20 protein-coding genes are annotated in these 18,093 nt (G+C 43.3%); 11 read left to right on the forward strand and 9 right to left on the reverse strand.

The annotated features are described in order from the left end of the window. Positions 1-70 precede the first annotated feature (70 nt). Both queF and LEP1GSC050_RS18825 read left to right on the forward strand, forming a co-directional pair. Positions 71-490: a preQ(1) synthase gene (queF, locus tag LEP1GSC050_RS18820; RefSeq protein WP_010569903.1), complete on the forward strand. Its 420-nt coding sequence runs from the start codon at positions 71-73 to the stop codon at positions 488-490. 3 nt (positions 491-493) lie between these two features. Then, positions 494-757, forward strand: coding sequence for a SemiSWEET transporter (locus LEP1GSC050_RS18825; protein ID WP_010569904.1), 264 nt, complete (start codon positions 494-496; stop codon positions 755-757). 80 nt (positions 758-837) lie between these two features. Here LEP1GSC050_RS18825 and lsa33 read toward each other — a convergent pair whose 3' ends face one another. Next, the gene (lsa33, locus tag LEP1GSC050_RS18830) at positions 838-1,767 is read right to left on the reverse strand and encodes a surface adhesin Lsa33 (RefSeq protein ID WP_040911938.1); all 930 of its coding nucleotides are present in this window, start codon (positions 1,765-1,767) and stop codon (positions 838-840) included. Between the two features lie 420 nt (positions 1,768-2,187). Here lsa33 and LEP1GSC050_RS18835 point away from each other — a divergent pair, with 420 nt between their 5' ends. Further along, positions 2,188-2,412, forward strand: a complete 225-nt coding sequence (locus LEP1GSC050_RS18835; RefSeq protein WP_010569907.1) for a ferredoxin — start codon at positions 2,188-2,190, stop codon at positions 2,410-2,412. A 75-nt stretch (positions 2,413-2,487) separates the two neighbouring features. Here the strand turns inward: LEP1GSC050_RS18835 and fliM are convergent, their stop codons facing one another. The 6 genes from fliM to LEP1GSC050_RS18865 form a co-directional block, all read right to left on the reverse strand. Then, a complete protein-coding gene (gene fliM, locus LEP1GSC050_RS18840; RefSeq protein WP_010569908.1) occupies positions 2,488-3,513 on the reverse strand; it encodes a flagellar motor switch protein FliM in 1,026 nt (341 codons plus the stop codon). Continuing rightward, complete coding sequence (locus LEP1GSC050_RS18845) at positions 3,510-4,499, reverse strand: hypothetical protein (protein ID WP_020987946.1); 990 nt, start codon at positions 4,497-4,499, stop codon at positions 3,510-3,512. Before LEP1GSC050_RS18845 ends, fliM begins: the two co-directional genes overlap by 4 nt. A gap of 155 nt (positions 4,500-4,654) precedes the next feature. Next, complete coding sequence (locus LEP1GSC050_RS18850) at positions 4,655-5,275, reverse strand: hypothetical protein (RefSeq protein ID WP_010569910.1); 621 nt, start codon at positions 5,273-5,275, stop codon at positions 4,655-4,657. After that, positions 5,272-6,144, reverse strand: coding sequence for a peptidylprolyl isomerase (locus LEP1GSC050_RS18855; protein WP_010569911.1), 873 nt, complete (start codon positions 6,142-6,144; stop codon positions 5,272-5,274). Before LEP1GSC050_RS18855 ends, LEP1GSC050_RS18850 begins: the two co-directional genes overlap by 4 nt. Continuing rightward, on the reverse strand, positions 6,141-7,562 hold the full coding sequence (gene argH / locus LEP1GSC050_RS18860) for an argininosuccinate lyase (RefSeq protein ID WP_020987822.1): 1,422 nt from the start codon (positions 7,560-7,562) through the stop codon (positions 6,141-6,143). Before argH ends, LEP1GSC050_RS18855 begins: the two co-directional genes overlap by 4 nt. Before the next feature lie 8 nt (positions 7,563-7,570). Next, the gene (locus LEP1GSC050_RS18865) at positions 7,571-8,005 is read right to left on the reverse strand and encodes a heme-binding domain-containing protein (RefSeq protein WP_010569913.1); all 435 of its coding nucleotides are present in this window, start codon (positions 8,003-8,005) and stop codon (positions 7,571-7,573) included. A gap of 67 nt (positions 8,006-8,072) precedes the next feature. Here LEP1GSC050_RS18865 and LEP1GSC050_RS18870 point away from each other — a divergent pair, with 67 nt between their 5' ends. The 3 genes from LEP1GSC050_RS18870 to LEP1GSC050_RS18880 are packed head-to-tail and all read left to right on the forward strand — an operon-like array spanning position 8,073 to position 10,465. Continuing rightward, positions 8,073-8,549: an NfeD family protein gene (locus LEP1GSC050_RS18870; RefSeq protein WP_020987944.1), complete on the forward strand. Its 477-nt coding sequence runs from the start codon at positions 8,073-8,075 to the stop codon at positions 8,547-8,549. A gap of 45 nt (positions 8,550-8,594) precedes the next feature. Continuing rightward, positions 8,595-9,521, forward strand: a complete 927-nt coding sequence (locus tag LEP1GSC050_RS18875; protein WP_010569915.1) for an SPFH domain-containing protein — start codon at positions 8,595-8,597, stop codon at positions 9,519-9,521. A gap of 8 nt (positions 9,522-9,529) precedes the next feature. Then, on the forward strand, positions 9,530-10,465 hold the full coding sequence (locus tag LEP1GSC050_RS18880) for an SPFH domain-containing protein (protein WP_010569916.1): 936 nt from the start codon (positions 9,530-9,532) through the stop codon (positions 10,463-10,465). Between the two features lie 53 nt (positions 10,466-10,518). Here LEP1GSC050_RS18880 and fliN read toward each other — a convergent pair whose 3' ends face one another. Continuing rightward, positions 10,519-11,043: a flagellar motor switch protein FliN gene (gene fliN, locus LEP1GSC050_RS18885; protein ID WP_010569917.1), complete on the reverse strand. Its 525-nt coding sequence runs from the start codon at positions 11,041-11,043 to the stop codon at positions 10,519-10,521. An 81-nt stretch (positions 11,044-11,124) separates the two neighbouring features. On the opposite strand from fliN, the gene LEP1GSC050_RS18890 reads away from it, so the two are divergent. From LEP1GSC050_RS18890 to LEP1GSC050_RS18905, 4 genes are all read left to right on the forward strand, one after another. Further along, positions 11,125-12,417, forward strand: a complete 1,293-nt coding sequence (locus LEP1GSC050_RS18890) for an AAA family ATPase (RefSeq protein ID WP_020987937.1) — start codon at positions 11,125-11,127, stop codon at positions 12,415-12,417. A 132-nt stretch (positions 12,418-12,549) separates the two neighbouring features. Beyond that, entirely contained in the window at positions 12,550-13,374 is an 825-nt protein-coding gene (fcpB, locus tag LEP1GSC050_RS18895; protein ID WP_010569919.1) for a flagellar-coiling protein FcpB, read from the forward strand. A 66-nt stretch (positions 13,375-13,440) separates the two neighbouring features. Next, the gene (locus tag LEP1GSC050_RS18900) at positions 13,441-13,911 is read left to right on the forward strand and encodes a Kelch repeat-containing protein (protein WP_232225831.1); all 471 of its coding nucleotides are present in this window, start codon (positions 13,441-13,443) and stop codon (positions 13,909-13,911) included. Positions 13,912-13,913: 2 nt separating this feature from the next. After that, positions 13,914-14,690, forward strand: a complete 777-nt coding sequence (locus LEP1GSC050_RS18905; RefSeq protein WP_010569921.1) for an RsmE family RNA methyltransferase — start codon at positions 13,914-13,916, stop codon at positions 14,688-14,690. Here LEP1GSC050_RS18905 and impL63 read toward each other — a convergent pair. Further along, positions 14,664-16,352 carry a cytoplasmic membrane protein ImpL63 gene (gene impL63, locus LEP1GSC050_RS18910; protein WP_010569922.1) on the reverse strand — a complete coding sequence of 563 codons (1,689 nt, stop codon included), beginning with the start codon at positions 16,350-16,352 and terminating at the stop codon, positions 14,664-14,666. The genes LEP1GSC050_RS18905 and impL63 overlap by 27 nt on opposite strands. Before the next feature lie 390 nt (positions 16,353-16,742). Here impL63 and LEP1GSC050_RS18915 point away from each other — a divergent pair, with 390 nt between their 5' ends. Continuing rightward, on the forward strand, positions 16,743-18,047 hold the full coding sequence (locus tag LEP1GSC050_RS18915; protein WP_010569923.1) for an O-acetylhomoserine aminocarboxypropyltransferase/cysteine synthase family protein: 1,305 nt from the start codon (positions 16,743-16,745) through the stop codon (positions 18,045-18,047). The last annotated feature ends 46 nt before the right edge of the window (positions 18,048-18,093 follow it).

Consider the following 18,093-nt stretch of genomic DNA (forward strand, 5'->3'; position numbering starts at 1 on the left):
CGGAGAACCGGCTTAGTAAAAGGATTCACAGGGAGAAGCTCCGGAAAACTCTGGTTTCGGAGGAGGACGAATGGACGACCGACAGCAAGAAACAGGAGCATCTTCCTATGACGGAAGGCAGGATCATATTCCCACCCTGAAACTTCCCGAGATAGAATCTTTCGCCAATGTGTACGAAGGGAAGGATTACACAATCGATTTTACCATACCGGAATTTACCGCAGTTTGTCCAAAAACCGGGTTGCCCGATTTCGGAACCATCGAAATCAGTTACGTTCCTAGAGATCGTTGCATCGAATTGAAGTCTTTAAAGGAATACATTTTAGCGTTCAGAAATCTCGGAATTTTTCATGAAAACGTTGTAAATCGAATCCTAGAGGATTTAGTAAAATCCGTGGAGCCGAAATTCGTGAGAGTAAAAGGCGATTATAATCTTCGGGGTGGAATTAAAACCGTCGTTACTAGAGAATACCGGTTAGAAGGCAATTAGAGCATGGAACCAGGAAGCTGGATTGGCTACCTCGCCTCTCTTCTAACGACTATCTCCTTCGTTCCGCAGGTAGTAAAAGTGGTTTTAGAGGGAAAAACCCGGGACATCTCGCGAAACATGTATGTCGTTTTATCCGTTGGGGTCGGTCTTTGGTTGGCCTATGGAATCATCCGAGAAGATTTGCCGATTATCCTTGCAAATGCCTTTACGCTAATTTTTACTACGACGATTCTATACTTCAAATTGAAGGAAAAGGAAGAATCCTAATTTTCCGCACTGACCTAAAAGAAGAAGGTCAGGAATACGGAAAGTGATTCCCGACCTTCTTTCCCAAGCGAGTCCGTTATTTATTTTGGAAGCGCTTGTTCTTTCAGAGACTTTCGTTGATTCTCTAGGTCTTTCTTAGCGTCGTCCATCGATGATTTTACTTTTTCTTTTTCTTCGACGCCCGATTTACGTATTGCCTCTTTCTCTTCCTTACCGGCATTTTTAGTATCTTCTAAAAGTTTGCGATTTTCCTCTTTTGCACCTTCGATTAGATCCTTATTTCTTTGTTTTTGATCTTCCAATCCTTGGAGTATAAGAGCTTTATTTTCTTGGAAATCTTTTAGAATTTCTTGGATTTTTGCCCTCTGCTCTTCCGTTATCGATTGAATCGTAGCGGAATCATTTTCTAATTCTTGACGCTCTGCATCGGAAAGTTCTCCCTCCGTTAGCTCTTTTCCATCGGAGCTGACTTTCTTGCCTGCTTCAGCAACTACTTGTTTGTTCGGATCGTCCGCATCGGTAACCGAAACGGATCCGTTGGACACCAATGTATTTGCGGCCTTACCATTTTCTTCCACTTGGAAATCAGTTCCCCTTACGGAGGCTACGACTGTCGGTGTAGTGACGTTGAATTGGCTGGTTTTACTCAATTTGGTTGCGACTTTAGAAAAGATTTTCCCTTTGTTTAAGTTGAGATCCGCAAAGATTTCTCCGTTTTTGGAATCCACAAAGATCTTTTTCATAGCAAGGACCGTGTTTTCTTTGATCCGAATCACTACTCCGTCAGCAAGCTGTAAATCCGCATAAGAATCTTTACCGGTTTCAATGCGATCTTCCGGAAGTAAAAAGGCATTCACCGCTCCCGGCTTTTCCTTTCCGACTTTGTCGAATAATTTAACGGTTCCTTTTACAAAGGTGATCACCCCACCCTGCAAATCTTCCTTCGCTTTGCGACAGTCCGCTAATAGCGCCGTCACAATCAATATGCAAACGATAGTAATACGTTTCATGTAGTTCTATTTCTCCCTTGGGAAATTGCTTTCCGGGAAGATTACATATGAAATAAATTTCCGTCCACATTTTTCCGAGCAATTCCGATTGAGAAAGAAAGTTCGGAAAGGACCATTTATATCCACTTCCCAGCCTTTCCTTCGCTATTTCGAGAATCGAATTGGTATCCGGCGGGATTCGGGTTTTGTAACCGAACATCTGTTACCTGAATTTTACCGCCTTTTACGACTGTAGCTCTCATATCCCGTCTCTGAGCGGATTAATACTTATTTTGGATTTAGTAAAGGATTTAGGAAACCGTAGTATTGTCCCAAAATTTCGAGCGGAAATGGGTTGCTCTCTAGGCCCGGGATCGAAACTGTAGTTTAAGAACCCGTTTTCCGCTAGCAGTCAGGAAACTTTTGAGGAGAACCTAGCCTATGGCACAGACTAAAATAGCCTATGTAGACAAGGATAACTGCACTTCCTGTAATCAGTGTGCGGATAACCTTCCGAAGTACTTTCAAATGGACGATAACGATACTTCCGAAACTCATATCGGTGGAGATCAGATTAACCAAGCTCCAATTCCGGAAGAGGAATGGAAAATCGTTCAGAAAGAAATGGATGAATGCCCCGGTGAGTGCATTCATTGGAAAAAGTAATCCTTATCCTGATCGTTGATAAGATTTCTTTTTCATTGAAAAAAAAAGGCGGGTGTTTAGCTCCCGCCTTTTGTTTTAATATTCCTGTTCGGAACGTGTAGATCCGAGTAATTCGTCCGGAATATCTTCCACCCTATCTCCGATTTGAATCGCAAGACGATTTCCGACCCGCCCGGGAAGACATTTGAATTTCTTCCGCTCTCCGACTTTCACAAGCATGTCCGCTCGAGTTGTGGTATTCTCCAGCTTAACGACGTCTCCGACCGTTAAATTCATAAAATCCAAAATCGAAATATCGACGGATCCGACTTCGGCTATCACCGGAATCTGAACCTGATCCAACCGTTCCTGAATAATCGATCTGTTCTCATCCAATTCGCCTTTACGAATGGAAGAATACCAGTATTGAGCGGAAAGTTTATTAATGATAGGCTCGATCGTTATATATGGAATACAAAGGTTGGTTAAACCCTCTACCTCCCCGATTTTGGTCTCCAAATTTATTAAGACCACCATGTCATTGGGGGGAACCACCTGAGCGAACTGTGGATTTGTTTCGATATTCCCCAATCGAGGTCGGAGATCGATTACCGTCGACCATGCCTCTCTCATATTTCCCAGGATTCGAACGATAATCCCTTCCATTACGCTCATCTCGATTTCGGAGAGCTCTCGGGATATCTTAGCTGTCTCACCTTTCCCCCCGAAGAGACGGTCGATAATCGTAAACGAAATCGAGGGATCGATTTCCAAAATCGCCGACCCTCGTAACGGGTCCATATTGATGACCGCAAGCGTGGTTGGATTCGGGATGGACCGGATAAATTCCTCGTAGGTCAACTGGTCTACCGCGGCGACGTGCACATGGACGAGCGCTCGCAACTGCGCGGATAATCCTGTAGTTGCTAATCGAGCAAAGGTTTCGTGCATCATTTGTAGAGTACGGATTTGGTCTTTTGAGAACTTATCCGGACGCTTGAAATCGTAGATTTTAACCTTTTTTTGTTCGCCTACCGAAGAATATTCGTCTTCGCTAACTTCTCCACTCGAGATGGCGTTGAGTAGGGCATCGATTTCATCTTGCGATAGAATTTCGGTCATTTCCGTACCTTTGCTAAAAGATTGGCAACCTTCCAAAAAGCTCCGGTTTCTTCCGGAACCCTTCGAAGTGTAAACTCATATTCATAACGTACCGGGACTTTATTTATCCTACGCTCCACGGCGACTCTTACTTTCGCCAAGTTAGAGTTTATTTTATCTACGCTGAGAATTTTATAATATTGTAGCACACCCGCACGGTTTTCCGTAAGGAATTTCCGAAATTCTTCCAAGATGAAGTCTTTTTCGGATTCCTCTGCTTGAGCCCAATCTTTAGAATAACGATCGTACGCCTGTATATACTCCGGAAAATAAATCCATTTAAAATGTAATTTCCAATTTCCTTTCTTTTCGGCACCCAAGAACAAGTGAATTACTTCTTCGGGCTCTAAACCATCTATGACCGGATCTTGGTACGGAACCCCGGGTAAAATCCAATCTTTTCGTCTTTCTTCCACGGAAAAATACGGATGATTTTGAGACCGCACAAAATGGTCCCTATACTCGGATATATTCGGGTAAAAGTAGGCCGTCACAAAATATTTTTTTCCGGCTTCTAATTCATAAATCTGATCTAGCCGGATTTCCTTCGAAAATGTTTCGTCCTTGTGAAGAATGATTTCCTTTACTTCGTCTCCGACTAAATTTTCCACCCGATTTCTTCGACGATATAAAGAATCCACCTTCGGTTCTTCTTCGATTTTTGTTACGGTTCTCCCGTCTTCGTCTCTTACAATCACCTGGAAAGATTGAAGATCTTTTCCATATGGAAAAATTCGAAAGACCTCGTTCCCGGTATTTCTGACGGACAGGAGGACTTTCACCGGTTCATTTTCCCGGTACTGCATTTTCGGGAGTTTGATATCTACGATTCCTTGCTGCCGAATATAATTTTCGGAGACCTCTCCCCTTGCGTCCCTCTTCGGAAATGCGTTTGTGGCTTGATTGGCTAAAAGTATAATTATTATGCAAATCCGAACGCGATTCATTCCGGTACCTTTCAAAATCAACCGAGAGATATACGTATCGCACTCGATTGGGAACCTTTTAAAGGTTCCTCGTACATTCTTTCGGCAAAATGGGAAGAAATCCTTCCAAAAAACCCTCGTTTATTATGAAATTAAAGCGGAGGAAAAGTCCTCCATTAGACGTTCGGGCTAGCGTCTTCGATGATATAATCCGCAATTCGGGTCAATCTTTTTAGAATCGGTCGAATCTTTCCATATTCGTCGTAGCATTCCTGCATTTTTTCCAGCAAAGGAGAAATCAACGTCGCAGTCTTCGGCGAGATAAACAGACTGGAAATATTTTCCTCCGACAATTTATCCGCAGAATCTAGGCTCTCAAAAAATTTATGCAATTCCTTGATCAACGATTCGTCCGCCAAATCGTTCCTTTCGAATGTACCTTCGATTTTGAGAATGTAATCCATAAGAGTTTGCTTAAGTTTAGCTTCGTCTTCGGTCGGACGCCTCTTTCCGGTCATGGAATTCACTTTGCTATACCGAGTCATCGCTTCTTCATAGGCTAAATTGACGGATTCTCGAATCTTCCGAACAACTCGAAAAATTTTGAGAATCTTCACAAAATCTAGGGAAGAATCGCCTCCTGATTTGGCATTGGCAAGAATAGATTCCTCTTCCTTTTCTCCCAAATTCAATGCAGCCAAGGCTTCTAACACCTTGGCTGTTCCCCCTGCTCCGGTGGAAGTACCTATCTCCTTCGCGATCAGGTAGTAAGTTCTTTTGTCCCCATCGGAACTCATGGATTCGCGGTTCTCCGATCGACTATCAGGATATGTCTAATGACCGATTTTGAATTCCCGGAAGCGACGATTTTATCCACAACCTCGCTACCTCTAACAATTTGACCAAAAATCGTATGTAACCCGTCCAGATGCGGCGTGTCGACTTGATTGATAAAAAATTGAGAACCATTGGTATTCGGCCCGGCGTTTGCCATTGCAAGCGCCCCTTTAATCGATCTATGACTATTTACGACTTCATTATACCTATAACCTAGGCGATAAAGCACTTCCATGACCGAGAGATTCTTGGCTTGCTCAAAGTTCTTTTCGAACTCTTCCTTCTTGTCTTCGAATTCCCTCATGCTCTTGATCCCCATTTCCTGAATAACGACTCTTTGTAATTGCCCGGTATAATATGGAACCTGCCCGACTCTTTGCTTATCCAAACCCAGAGATTTAGCGTTGATTTCGTCTTCAAAACGATAACCTGGGCCTCCGGTTCCGTCTCCGTTCGGACATCCTCCCTGAATCATAAAGCCTTCGATAACTCGATGAAATGTAAGTCCGTCATAAAACGGTTTTTTTTGCTTCTGTCCATTTCTCGCAGTAAATTCTTTTTCGCCTTGAGCAAGATCGATAAAATTTTGCACGGTTTTAGGAGCGTCTTTGTCGAAGAGTTCGGCGACTAAATCACCCTGGCTAGTTTGTATCACCGCATAAATCCCCGGTTTGTCGGGAAGTCCCAAATAGTTTTGATCCAAGCGGTGAACAGTTACCTGAGGTAAAGTATAGGGCTCAGGTCTATATTTTTGCTCCGAATATGGGTTATTTTTACAGGCTCCGATTACGACAACACTGATTAACGATATTATTAAGAGACGATTCATTTCTCCATCCTTGTTAAAGATTTTAAGCAATCCAGGGCAATTTTTAGCTGCTCGATCTGACGAGTCTTAGCCGTCCCGCCGTAGCTGTTTTTTTTATCCGCGGACAATTCTAGGGAAACCGCATTAGAATATTCTTCTCCTTTAAAGTAAGGAGAAATAGATATGCGAATATCTTCCGAAATCGTAAAAAGGGTCTCCCCTCTTTCACTACACTCCGACACCAGCCTTCCCACGAGTTCGTGCGCGGTCCGAAATGGCACCCCTTTTTGACGCACTAAAAAATCGGCCAAATCCGTAGCGGTCGCAAACCCCTCTTTCAAGGAGCGTTCTCCTCTCTCGGGGCGGAACTTCATTTCTCGCACCATGGCTTCTAATCCTTCCAGGCTGATCATGACAGTCTCAACTGTGTCGAACAACGGTAATTTATCTTCTTGTAAATCCCGATTATAAGTTAGCGGCAGACCTTTTAAGAGAGTAACGATGTGATTTAAATTTCCGACGACTCTCGCGGCTTTCCCCCGTATCAGTTCCGCGATATCAGGATTCTTTTTTTGAGGCATGATGGATGAGCCTGTAGTTAACGCGTCGGGAAGCTTCACTAAGCCGAATTCTTGGGAGGAGTAAAGAATTAAGTCCTCGCAAAACCGTGAGGCGTGAATCATACATTGAGTGCTCGCAAACAAAAATTGTAAAAGATGATCTCTGCCGCTTACCGCATCCATAGAGTTCGGAGAAATTTTCGGTAGCTCCAGTTCGGAAGCCAAAAAATCGCGATCGTTGGAATAATTGACACCTGCCATAGCTCCGGAACCTAAAACCAATTCGTCATTGGTTGATCGAACGAATTGGAAGAAATCGCGATCTCGTTTAAACATCCAGAAATATGCCAGGATAAATTGGGAGGCTCGAATCGGCTGCGCTACTTGCAGATGAGTATATCCCGGGATAATCGTGCCTACATTCGCTTCCGCTAAAGTATATAGAGCCTCTAATAAGGAATCTAATCCTCCTTGGATTTCAAGTATCCGACTGCGAATATAAAGTCTTACATCTTGAGCGACCTGATCGTTCCTAGATCTTGCAGTATGAAGTTTTTTGCCGACTTCTCCCTTTAGTTCTGTCAAACGATTTTCCACATGCATATGGATGTCTTCCAAATCAGTGCGAAATTCAAACGAGCCTGATTCTATTTCCGCTTGGATTAGATCGAGTCCGTCCAAGATCGATTCCAATTCCGATTGAGTTAGAATTCCGATTTTCTTCAGCATTTTTGCATGAGCACGATTCCCCTGCAGGTCTTCTTTAAATAATTTTCGATCGAAAGAAATGGATTCGCCGATCCGTTCCAGTATGGAGGAGGACTTCTCTTTGAATCTTCCACCCCAAAGTTTTCCTTTCTGATTTGTTTTATCTGACACGAATACTCTCACTTCTCCGCATATATTTGCAGCCAATCACGAACGGTTTCCAAATCTTCTCGGTTCAGTTTGGATTCCGGATGTAAAATTTTATAATCCCAAAGAGGCATTTCTCCGTCTTCTATCTCTTCTAAAATTTTCTCTGCAAGATCGGCTTTTTCGGAAGGTTTTAAATCCTCCCACTCGGAAAAATTGAGCTCATCTTTTCCCTCCTCCACATGATGTATCAAGTAGAGTGAAACGGGAAATATCCGCGAATACCAGGGCCATTTCACCAAATCTGAATGACAGTCGTAGCAGGATTTGCGAAAAATCTTTTTGACGCTTTCTTCCGTTTGGATTTCCTTAGCATTCTTCCCTGACGGGAATTCCACTGGGACGAATTGTAATCCCAGGAACAGGACCGATAGCCCGATTCCGAGACGAATCGCGATTCTTTTCATCGTTTTCCCGCTAGCGTAGTGAAAGGGAACGGATTTTGGAAGTAGAATTTCCCGTTACGGAGATCGAATGATGAACTTTCTGCAAGACGGACATACGATCAGTTACATATGGATCGGCGTGGGTCTTTTCTTAATGGTGGCCGAGCTATTCGTCCCGGGAACCTTTGTCGTATTTTTGGGGATTTCGGCCGTTATAGTAGGTTCTCTTTCTTATTTTTTTGAATTCAATATCTGGATCCAAGCGGGGTTATGGGCAGGTTGCTCCGGTGTCTTGATTTTACTCGGAGGCGCGGCTCTTCGTCGATTTTTTCCCTCCAATAGCGAGCGAGCGGTTTTAAATCCCGAAGACGGTCCGGGTAGAATCGTTCCCGTCATAAAAGATATTTTGGTGGAAAGAAAGGGTGGAAGAATTTTATTCCAGGGCACAGAATGGGACGCCGTGAGTAAGACCAAACGGATTCCCAGTGGACGAAAAGCGGAAATCATCGAAAGAGAAAATTTGACCTTCATAGTTAAACCGGTAGATTTACCCGACGAGTCCTAATCGCATTTTTAAAACTAAAGCAAAAAGGGAGGTTCAGGAAACATTATGTTTTACTTTACATTATTTTTTATTGGGGCGATCTATCTAATTAGAAAGACGTTTATTATAGTTCCTCAAAACTATAGTTTTCTAGTCGAGAGATTGGGCGTATTTCGGGGAGCTCTTCCCGGCGGATTTCATTTCCTAATTCCCCTAATTGATCAGGTTAGATATCGGCAAAACCTGAAAGAGATCGCCATGGACATCCCTCCTCAAACTTGCATCACCAAAGATAACGTTTCTATTCTCGTGGATGGAATCTTATATCTTAGGTTGGTTGATCCTTATAAAGCTTCTTACGAAATCGAAAATTTTCAAAATGCTACCGTTCAATTGGCGCAGACGACGCTTCGTTCTGAAATCGGAAAACTGGTTTTAGATCATACATTCTCGGAGAGGGACGATATCAATGCAAACGTCGTCCGGGCTTTGGATGAAGCCACAGATCCTTGGGGAATCAAGGTAACTCGATACGAAATCAAAAATATTTCTCCTCCAAAAGAAATCTTACACGAAATGGAAGAACAGGTAAAAGCGGAACGAGTGAAGCGAGCTGAAATTACCATTTCCGAAGGAGAAAAATTAGGTCGAATCAATCGATCGATGGGAGAGCGCCAGGAAGCAATCAATCTTTCCGAAGGGGAGAAAATTAAGAAAGTAAACGAGGCGGAAGGAAAGGCTCAAGAAATCGAATTAATCGCAACCGCTAAGGCAAAAGGAATCCAGCTTATCGCAAACTCTATCGGAAAGGATGGAGGCCCCGAAGCCGTCAATTTGCAAATCACGGAAGATTATCTTACCGGGCTGGGAGAGATCCTACAAAAGGCTAAAACGACCGTACTACCCGCAGAGATAGCGGGTGTAGTAAGCTTTTTCGAAGGTTTTTCCAAAGTGACTAACAAATTACCGAATATCGCCGAGACCAAGGAGTAAAAAAGAGCATGGAATTAAGCGGTTTTAAATACGCGTTTACGGGAATCTTTTGGTTCGCGTTTACTCTTTATCTTGCCTATAAAATATATAGATCGATTCGTATCGTCTCTGCTCAAGAGTGTATTATCGTAGAACGATTAGGTCGATATAGCAGGACTCTACATGCGGGATTTCATATCCTGATTCCGTTCATAGACGAAGACTCCTACTATCATACTTTGAAGGAGCAGGCTATCGACGTTCCCCCGCAAACCTGTATTACCAAAGATAACGTTAAGGTTGAAATGGACGGTATATTGTATTTAAGAGTCCTGGATCCTCAAAGAGCCAGCTACGGAATCGACGATTATAGATTTGCAGTTACCCAACTCGTGCAAACTACGATGCGTGCCATTATCGGTACCATGGATATGGATACGACTTTCGAGACACGCGAAGTGATTAACAGTAAGATCTTAGAAGTCCTGGACCAGGCTGCGGAACCCTGGGGAGTGCGAGTCAATCGATATGAGATCGTAAACATTACTCCCCCGAAATCGATAATAGAAGCGATGGAAAGGGAGAAAAAAGCTCAAATCACCAAAAAAGCCCAAATTTCCCTCTCGGAAGGGGATCGGGATTCTAGGATCAATCGATCTTTAGGTGTGAAAGAGGAAGCGATCAATAAATCCGAGGGCGAAAAGCAGAAACGCATTAACGAGGCGGAAGGCTTGGCCACGGAAATCGAATCGATAGCGGAAGCTACCGCCAAAGGTATCGCTCTACTAGCATCGTCGATCAAAAGTACGGGCGGAAAAGAAGCGGTAAAACTTAGAATTGCTCAACGATTTATTAAAGAAATAGAGAAATTAGGACAAGAAGGAACGGATCTTGTTTTACCGTTAAACCTTTCCAATTTTAAATCCGTAATGAAAGCGGTTTTAGGCGGGGAATCGAAAGCGTAGGAATCTTTCGGAACTCCGAATTTTCTCCGGGGTTCCGAATCTTTTGAAATAGATTACATCAATCTTCTGTCCGGGTTGACGATCTCAGTAATTCTAATCCCATAATAATCGTCGAGTACGACAAGTTTTCCTTTTCCTACTAGTTTACCGTTTGCTAAAATATCCAAATCCTCGCCGACTGCACTGTCCAATTCAACGACCGCACCTTCGCTCAATGCCAAGACATCTTTAATGTACATATTTGTGCGACCGAGTTCGACGGTTAACGCAATGTTTACATCAAGGAGTAAATTTAAATTTGCCGTATTGGAGGTTGAAGAAGACGTTCTGGAAGTCTGCTTAGGCGGGGCCGGAGTCGAAGAAGGTCCAAGTGCCGCAGCAATGTCCGCAAAGGACGGAGCGCCGCTACCGCCACCACCGGAGCTTCCCCCACCGCCTGCGTCGCCTAAAAGTGAATCAAGCTCTCCGCTTAGATTAAAATCGGCAGACCCGCCACCGCCAGCAGGAGCTGCACCGCCCCCTCCGCCGCCGGTTAAAAGTGCATCAATATCGTCTTGTGAAAGGGATCCTTCACCCATAAGGGATTGCCTCCAAGGGGTCTTTCTATTTTCTTCGACAGTACCGAAGGATATTACAAGATAAATTCTTCCGGAGAACTTATGAAATCAGAAGAATCAAGCTCAAACAAGGGAACCTCCGCCGGACATTTAGATTTTAGCAGGGCTAAGGAACTTTTGCTACGAGAATTACTCTCCTCGGGAGTTCCTGAGAATGAACTCCCGTCCTTTGTGCCCGATAAAAAAGACGTAAAAGTGGAATTTCCGACCCCTCCTATCGATAAATCCCAGCTTTTGGACTGCCTACAAATCGTAAAAAACCATATCGAAAATCTGAGAATTCATACTTTCGAACCCGGATATTATTGTCTTCAGGCGCTAAACGAGAATATCTTTGAAACAAGGAATCTTCTAGATAATGCTAAATTTCGTTTTTATTCGGGAAGAACTCATAATCGAGTAGAGATTACAAAGAAAGGCGATTTTACTAGAGAAGAAGTTTTTGCCGCTATCGATTTATTTCGATATTTAAGGCAATCCAAGAAGGAATCGGTTCAAAACCCAAAGGAACTTTTACTCAGACTTGGCATCGAAGTTTATGATCCTGAAGAAGCCAAAAAGAAAGGGGATTGGTTTACTTTTGACGCGGTCGCCGGATATGCCGACGTTAAGCAGCAAATATTAGAATCCATTATTCTTCCCTTAAAATCTCCCGAAACCTTTGAAGAAGTCGCGAAGATGACTAGAAAATTTCCCGGGCGCACAAAGCCTAGGGCGATTTTGTTAGAAGGAGAACCCGGTGTCGGGAAGACGACAATGGCTAAGGTCGTCTCCTGCATGACGGGAATCCCGTTAATATACGTTCCCGTGGAATCAATTTTAAGCAAATATTATGGAGAAAGCGCCCAAAATATGGCCTACGTTTTCGACGCTGCCGCGCTATTTCCCTCCTGTCTCCTGTTCTTAGATGAAATAGATTCCTTAGCCGGTTCTCGCGACGACGGATTATTCGAGGCGACCAGAAACATACTTTCGGTCCTATTACGGAAATTAGACGGATTCGAGGGAGGGCAAAAATCGGTAACTCTAGGGGCTACCAATCGCAAACAGGATTTAGACCGCGCTTTAGTTTCTCGATTTGATCGGTCTGTCTACTTCCCTCTTCCGAATTTGACAGAAAGAGCCTCTATTTTAGGGAATTATGCGATTCACCTCACCGAAAATGAGAGAATTCTGATATCGGAAAGACTGGAAGGCAAATCAGGAAGAGACTTAAGAGATTTCTGTGATTTTACGGAACGGCGATGGAGCTCCAGTTTGATTGAAAAAGGATTGAAGCCGGTCCCCCCACCGTATGAACTGTATCTGGAAATTAGTTCAAAAACAGGAAAATAAACATTTTAACTCGCGAAAATGTAAATCTTACATTCAATCCGGAGTCTATTTTTCCGATACTATATACAGGGATTTTTCGGAAAACCGAGAAGTTCAAATCCGCTTATTAAAAGTACCAAGGAATAGGGGACAATGAAACGCAAAATCGCATTTTGCCTCGCCATTTTGGCAGTAACCGGCCTATTGGATGCCCAACAACAGAACCAACAAGGCCAAAAGAAGGATGATCTCCAAGCAGGAGCAGCAATCCTAGACACTGAGAAAGGCTTAGATGAGCGCATCTTCGAGCTGAACCAAAGACTTACGCGTCATACGGTTCTAATGAAGATGAAGGTTCGAATCCTCCCTTTCCGCACCGTTCTTTTTAAAGGAAAAGGAAACGGCGATGAATGTGTTCCGGCCGTTAATCAAGAAGATCCGGCAAACAACTGCATCCGTGTAGAAGTTTACGATTTTATTAAGGATGACGAGCGTGGGCAAGGAAAGCTTGTTCAAGGCGGTTTGGCAAAATTTGTAGAAATCTACTTTGACGGTCAAAACAGCAATGATCCGGATCCACGTATGGAACCTCCCCGAAATATCGCTAAGCTTATCAGCAAGGTTTATAAAAATAACTTCCGCATCGAAGATAAGGTTGTTTCAGAAATCATAGATCGTGGACCGAATAGCCAACCGGCTCATAATGAGAAGGTCGAAGTTTATTACCAAAAGAACGGCTATCCCGAATATGGACGCGGAGAAACCCCGAGCGAAAAAGGTGTTGGAAAATACATTCTGACCAGCGTAGAAAATACTAAAACTCACCCACTCCGGAATGCGTTTAAAAAACAATTCTACGTAAAACACCTGGACGACTTTGACCGCCTTTTCACTAAGATTTTCGATTACAACGATCAGTTAGGTAACGAAAATTACAGAGAAAACGTTGATATACTGAAGGAATCTCTAAAATACTAAGTGAGATATATTGTTCCCTGTTCTTCATGCCGAACCGAACTACGAATCCCGGTTAATCTAGGAAAGTTGACGGTTCGGTGCCCTCGGTGTTACCATTCCTTCATATTTGATCCCGATGATAAGGCTTCCCTTGTGGGAGGTCGCTATGAATTAGGATCGGAAGAAAATAGCAATCCTCGCTCCTTGCGAGGATTTTTTCTTTTCCTGGAGGAGCTATGGAGAAAGGCAAAGGAAAAAATCCTACCTCGTAAGAACGAATCCTTAGGTTGGCAGACTCCGACATCTTCCCAGGAAACCTATCAGCAAGCTCAACCGCGCTATATGGTCACTAGAAGTTTCGGTCAACGTTTCGCTCGCAACTTACTTCTTGCGCTTATTTTAATCGGAATCGCGAGAGCTTGTTTCTTTACTCAGGAAAGAATTATTTTTCAAGAACAGGAGGTCCCGCCGAATACGGAAGAATCCGAACCGCAAATCCCTCCCCCGTCAATACCGGACGCGCCTCAAGAGGAAGAGCGACCTCAGTATGAAATTTAATTATGAATATCCTTCTCTTGTCTCGCGAAGATGAAACGGAAGATAAGAAATTTAAAGTCACCGATCCGATACGAATCAATCATATTAGAAATATTTTAAAGAAGAAGCCTTCCGATTCGATTAAGGCGGGAATTCTAAACGATTCTTTAGGAAAATTCAAGATCATTTACATTGATACGAAGTACATCCTCGGTAATTACGTTAAAATCGTCGTGCCGAAAAGGCGAACGCCTTCGCTATCATTATTTTCCGCCGTACAAAGACCTCCCACCGTGGAAAAAATTCTGCATTTAGCCGGAACTTGGGGGATCGAGTCGATCAAATTTCACACAACAGATCTATCTCGTGACGAATACCTTACCTCCCCTATCTGGAAATCCGAGAATTTACGGGCCGAACTAAGGATAGGAATGGAACAGGGTTGGAACGTTTTCGAACCGTCGATTTCCTTAGGATTTTCTATCCCTATAGCGAATGAAAGAACTAGATCCAAGGCAAAATTTTCCGACGTGCTTCCGGACTTTTCCGGTTCTCTTTTCTATTTAGATCGTAAAGGTGGCATGTTCGATTCGCTACTTTCCGCACGGATGAGTATTTTAAATGTAGGGTTCCTGCTCGGACCTGAACCTGGATGGAGTGCTAAAGAAATGAAACGATTTCGAGAAATCGGAGCCTCTCCGCTCAATGTATCTTCTGCGATACTTCGGAGCGAGCACGCATTGGCCTTTTTACTCGCTCAATGGGAACTTGTTTTAAAAAGTAAGGGAATTGGAAAATAGAATTTTCTGCTCGTCTTGAGCGGTAAACGTATTTGAAGTACTATTGTATACCCAACGTCGTACATCCTGCACTCGAATCGTTACGACCCCCAGATTCAAAGCGACCTCGATTGCCCCTACTGCATTATTATCGATTTTAAATGCTTCGCTATTTTGAGTGAAATTCTTCTTGGTATAATATCCTGATACCATGAATAAGCTTCCGATCGGAAGATATACTCCCACGAAGACTCGAGAGTGATTTGGGCCGTTATAGCGTTCCAAGTTTGTCTCGATCGACATTCTGTAAAAGGCTAGTATGATGGAGGTGAATGTTCCCTTTAAACGTGGTCCGTTTGGATCCACAAGTTTGGCCGCCTGTAATTTTGTTTCGGGAATATTGGTAGAGACATTCGATTGAAATCTTTCTAATTCGTAGAAGCTGTCAAAATACATCGGAATATAATTCGAATCCATATTCCTATACTCGGGTTTAACTTTTAAATAAATGTCCTTACCACCGAGTCGTAAGACGGTCCCATAATGGGTACCTTTCGCATTGTTTAAATTTTTAATCGTATTGATGTCGTAGTATGGCGTGAGTTCAACGTATTTGGAACTTAAAAGTTTATATTCGGCGTCCATTCCGGTTATCGTCAACCGGTCCGTAGTCTGAACTAAAGGGTTATTATTCGCGTCCAATCTTAAGCGGCCGGTCGTATCGAAGGAAAGTTGAGTAGGAGCCTTTGTGTCGAATGCCGTAGTATAACCGATTGCGAATCGATTCGCAAAATTATCCTGATTGAAAAACTCTTTCATTTTCTGCTGAGGTGTTTCCGGTTTTTTATCGATCGGAATCATTTCTTCTTTCTTTTCCTTTGTCTTTTCGTCCTCCACTAAGGCTCTATACTTCTCCCGATCTTCCGAATCGACTCCCGCTTCCTCGTAGACCTTGCGACGACCGGCCTCGTCTGCAACATTCCCCTGACCCACCGGTAGCATCGAAAATAATTGGGATCTACCCGTTAAAATATCAAACAGCTTGAACGCGACGGCTAAAGGACGAACATATACTCGCCCGGCTCCGACTTCATGCGAATAAATGGAATTGGTAAATACTTGAACCCCTCCGAAATCCGTGTTGATATCGGACATCACGCCCACATTGTAATTATCGATCCTCTGGTTGTTTACATATCTATTAACGATCGTTCCGTGACCGATATACCCGTCGTAAATTTTTCCCGCATAGACCGAAAAGGTAGTTTCACCCGGCTTGTACTGCCCGAAGGTTCCGTACCATATATTATTAATAAATCGTAAATATTCACTCTTTTGATCGTAATCGATTTTACGAATGCTTCCTATCTTTGCATTTGGATCGATCGGTGGAGTCTGATAAATTAGAAAGTTTGCTGGAACTGTAAGAGACATTCCGAAGTCTCCGCCGAAATTTAAGTTCAGAGTCGGAGCGATATAAAAATAATAATCGTTATTGTATTTGTTAATCCCCGCGTCGTACGTAAACGGATCCGGAGGTTGCATATATTGCCTACCGGGTGGAAACCATAATTGGGCCTCTAAATCCATGGTCCCGGGAATAGGAAATATAAGCATTGCGAAGAGGAATATTCCGGGATATAGAATGCCTTTCTTTATTTTCGTAAATGCTTTTAAATTCATATTCCATCCCGGAGAAAGTTTACCGGGCGTCCTCTTCTAAACTTCGTAAAACTTAAGAATAGTATCTATAGTATCGTAAACTCCGAACAGAATCTGAATCAAATACCGGACCGAATACTGACCGGTTTTTAGATCAAAATCGAATTCGAGGCGTGCTACCCGAAAAAAGATTCTCAAGAACGAAAACCAGCCAATAAGAATGAATTATCTTTATTTTGGAAATATTTTTCCTAGGAAATCCAATATACCCCATAAGGGATAGGCGACAGAGTCCAAGATTTTTAGAACAATATTCCGTTATATTAAATTTATTATCTTATTTAACGAATTATTTCTTGACGCTCGCAGATTGAAATCCGAGATATGAATGAAAGGAGCTCATTTATTCATATGGCTAGACAATACAAATCGGAAACCATCGCTCTTCACGCTGGTCAGGCACCAGATCCAACGACCACATCCAGAGCAGTCCCAATATACCAAACGACTTCCTACGTTTTCAAGGATACGGATCATGCAGCTCGTCTTTTCGGTCTGCAGGAATTCGGGAATATCTATACTAGAATCGGTAACCCGACCACGGACGTCCTAGAACAAAGAGTCGCGGCGTTAGAGGGCGGAGTTGCAGGATTAGCGACTGCATCCGGACAATCGGCGGAAACTCTTGCCTTGTTAAATATAGTCGAATCCGGGCAAGAAATCGTAGCTTCCTCCTCTCTGTATGGAGGAACATACAACCTACTCCACTATACTTTCCCGAAATTGGGAATTAAGGTTCATTTCGTGGATCAATCGGATCCGGAAAACTTCCGGAAAGCCGCGAACGAAAAAACTAGAGTCTTCTTTGCGGAAACATTAGGAAATCCTAAGTTAGATACTCTTGATATACAGGGGGTTGCAAAAGTCGCTCACGAACTCGGCGTTCCGTTAATGATCGATAACACGCTGCCTTCCCCTTACTTAGTCCAGCCGATCGAGCACGGAGCGGATATTGTCATTCACTCTTTAACTAAATTTTTAGGCGGACATGGAAGTTCCATCGGGGGAATTATCGTCGATTCGGGTAAATTCAACTGGGGAAATGGGAAATTCAAAAACTTCACCGAGCCGGATCCCAGCTATCACGGCTTGAAATTCTGGGAAGTATTCGGAAAGTTTGAACCGTTTGGAGGCGCAAATATAGCCTTTATCATCAAGGCCCGCGTTCAAGGCCTAAGGGATCTGGGCCCGGCGATTTCTCCTTTCAACGCCTGGAATATCATTCAAGGTATCGAAACATTACCTCTTCGCATAACCCAACATTCCGTAAACGCTCAGAAAGTCGCGGAATTCTTGTCCAAGCATCCGAAAGTAACCTGGGTCAATTATCCCGGCCTTCCTAACGATACAAACTACGCCTTGGCTAAAAAGTATCATAAAAGAAATCTCTTCGGCGCGATTTTAGGATTCGGCGTAAAGGGCGGAATCTCGGAAGCGAAGAAATTCATCGACCATTTGGAGTTATTCTCTCTGTTAGCGAACGTGGGAGATGCAAAATCCTTAGCTATTCACCCGGCCTCTACCACCCACCAACAACTCTCCCCTGCTGAACAGGCCTCAGCCGGAGTAACCCCCGATTTTATTCGATTGTCCGTAGGTCTAGAGCATATCGATGATATTATTACCGATTTAGACGAGGCTTTGAAAAAGGTGTGACGTCTAATTCCTCTAAGAAAATCCTCTAAAACAGCCACTTCTTAAG

The sequence above is a fragment of the Leptospira broomii serovar Hurstbridge str. 5399 genome (assembly GCF_000243715.2).
GTDB lineage: Bacteria > Spirochaetota > Leptospiria > Leptospirales > Leptospiraceae > Leptospira_B > Leptospira_B broomii.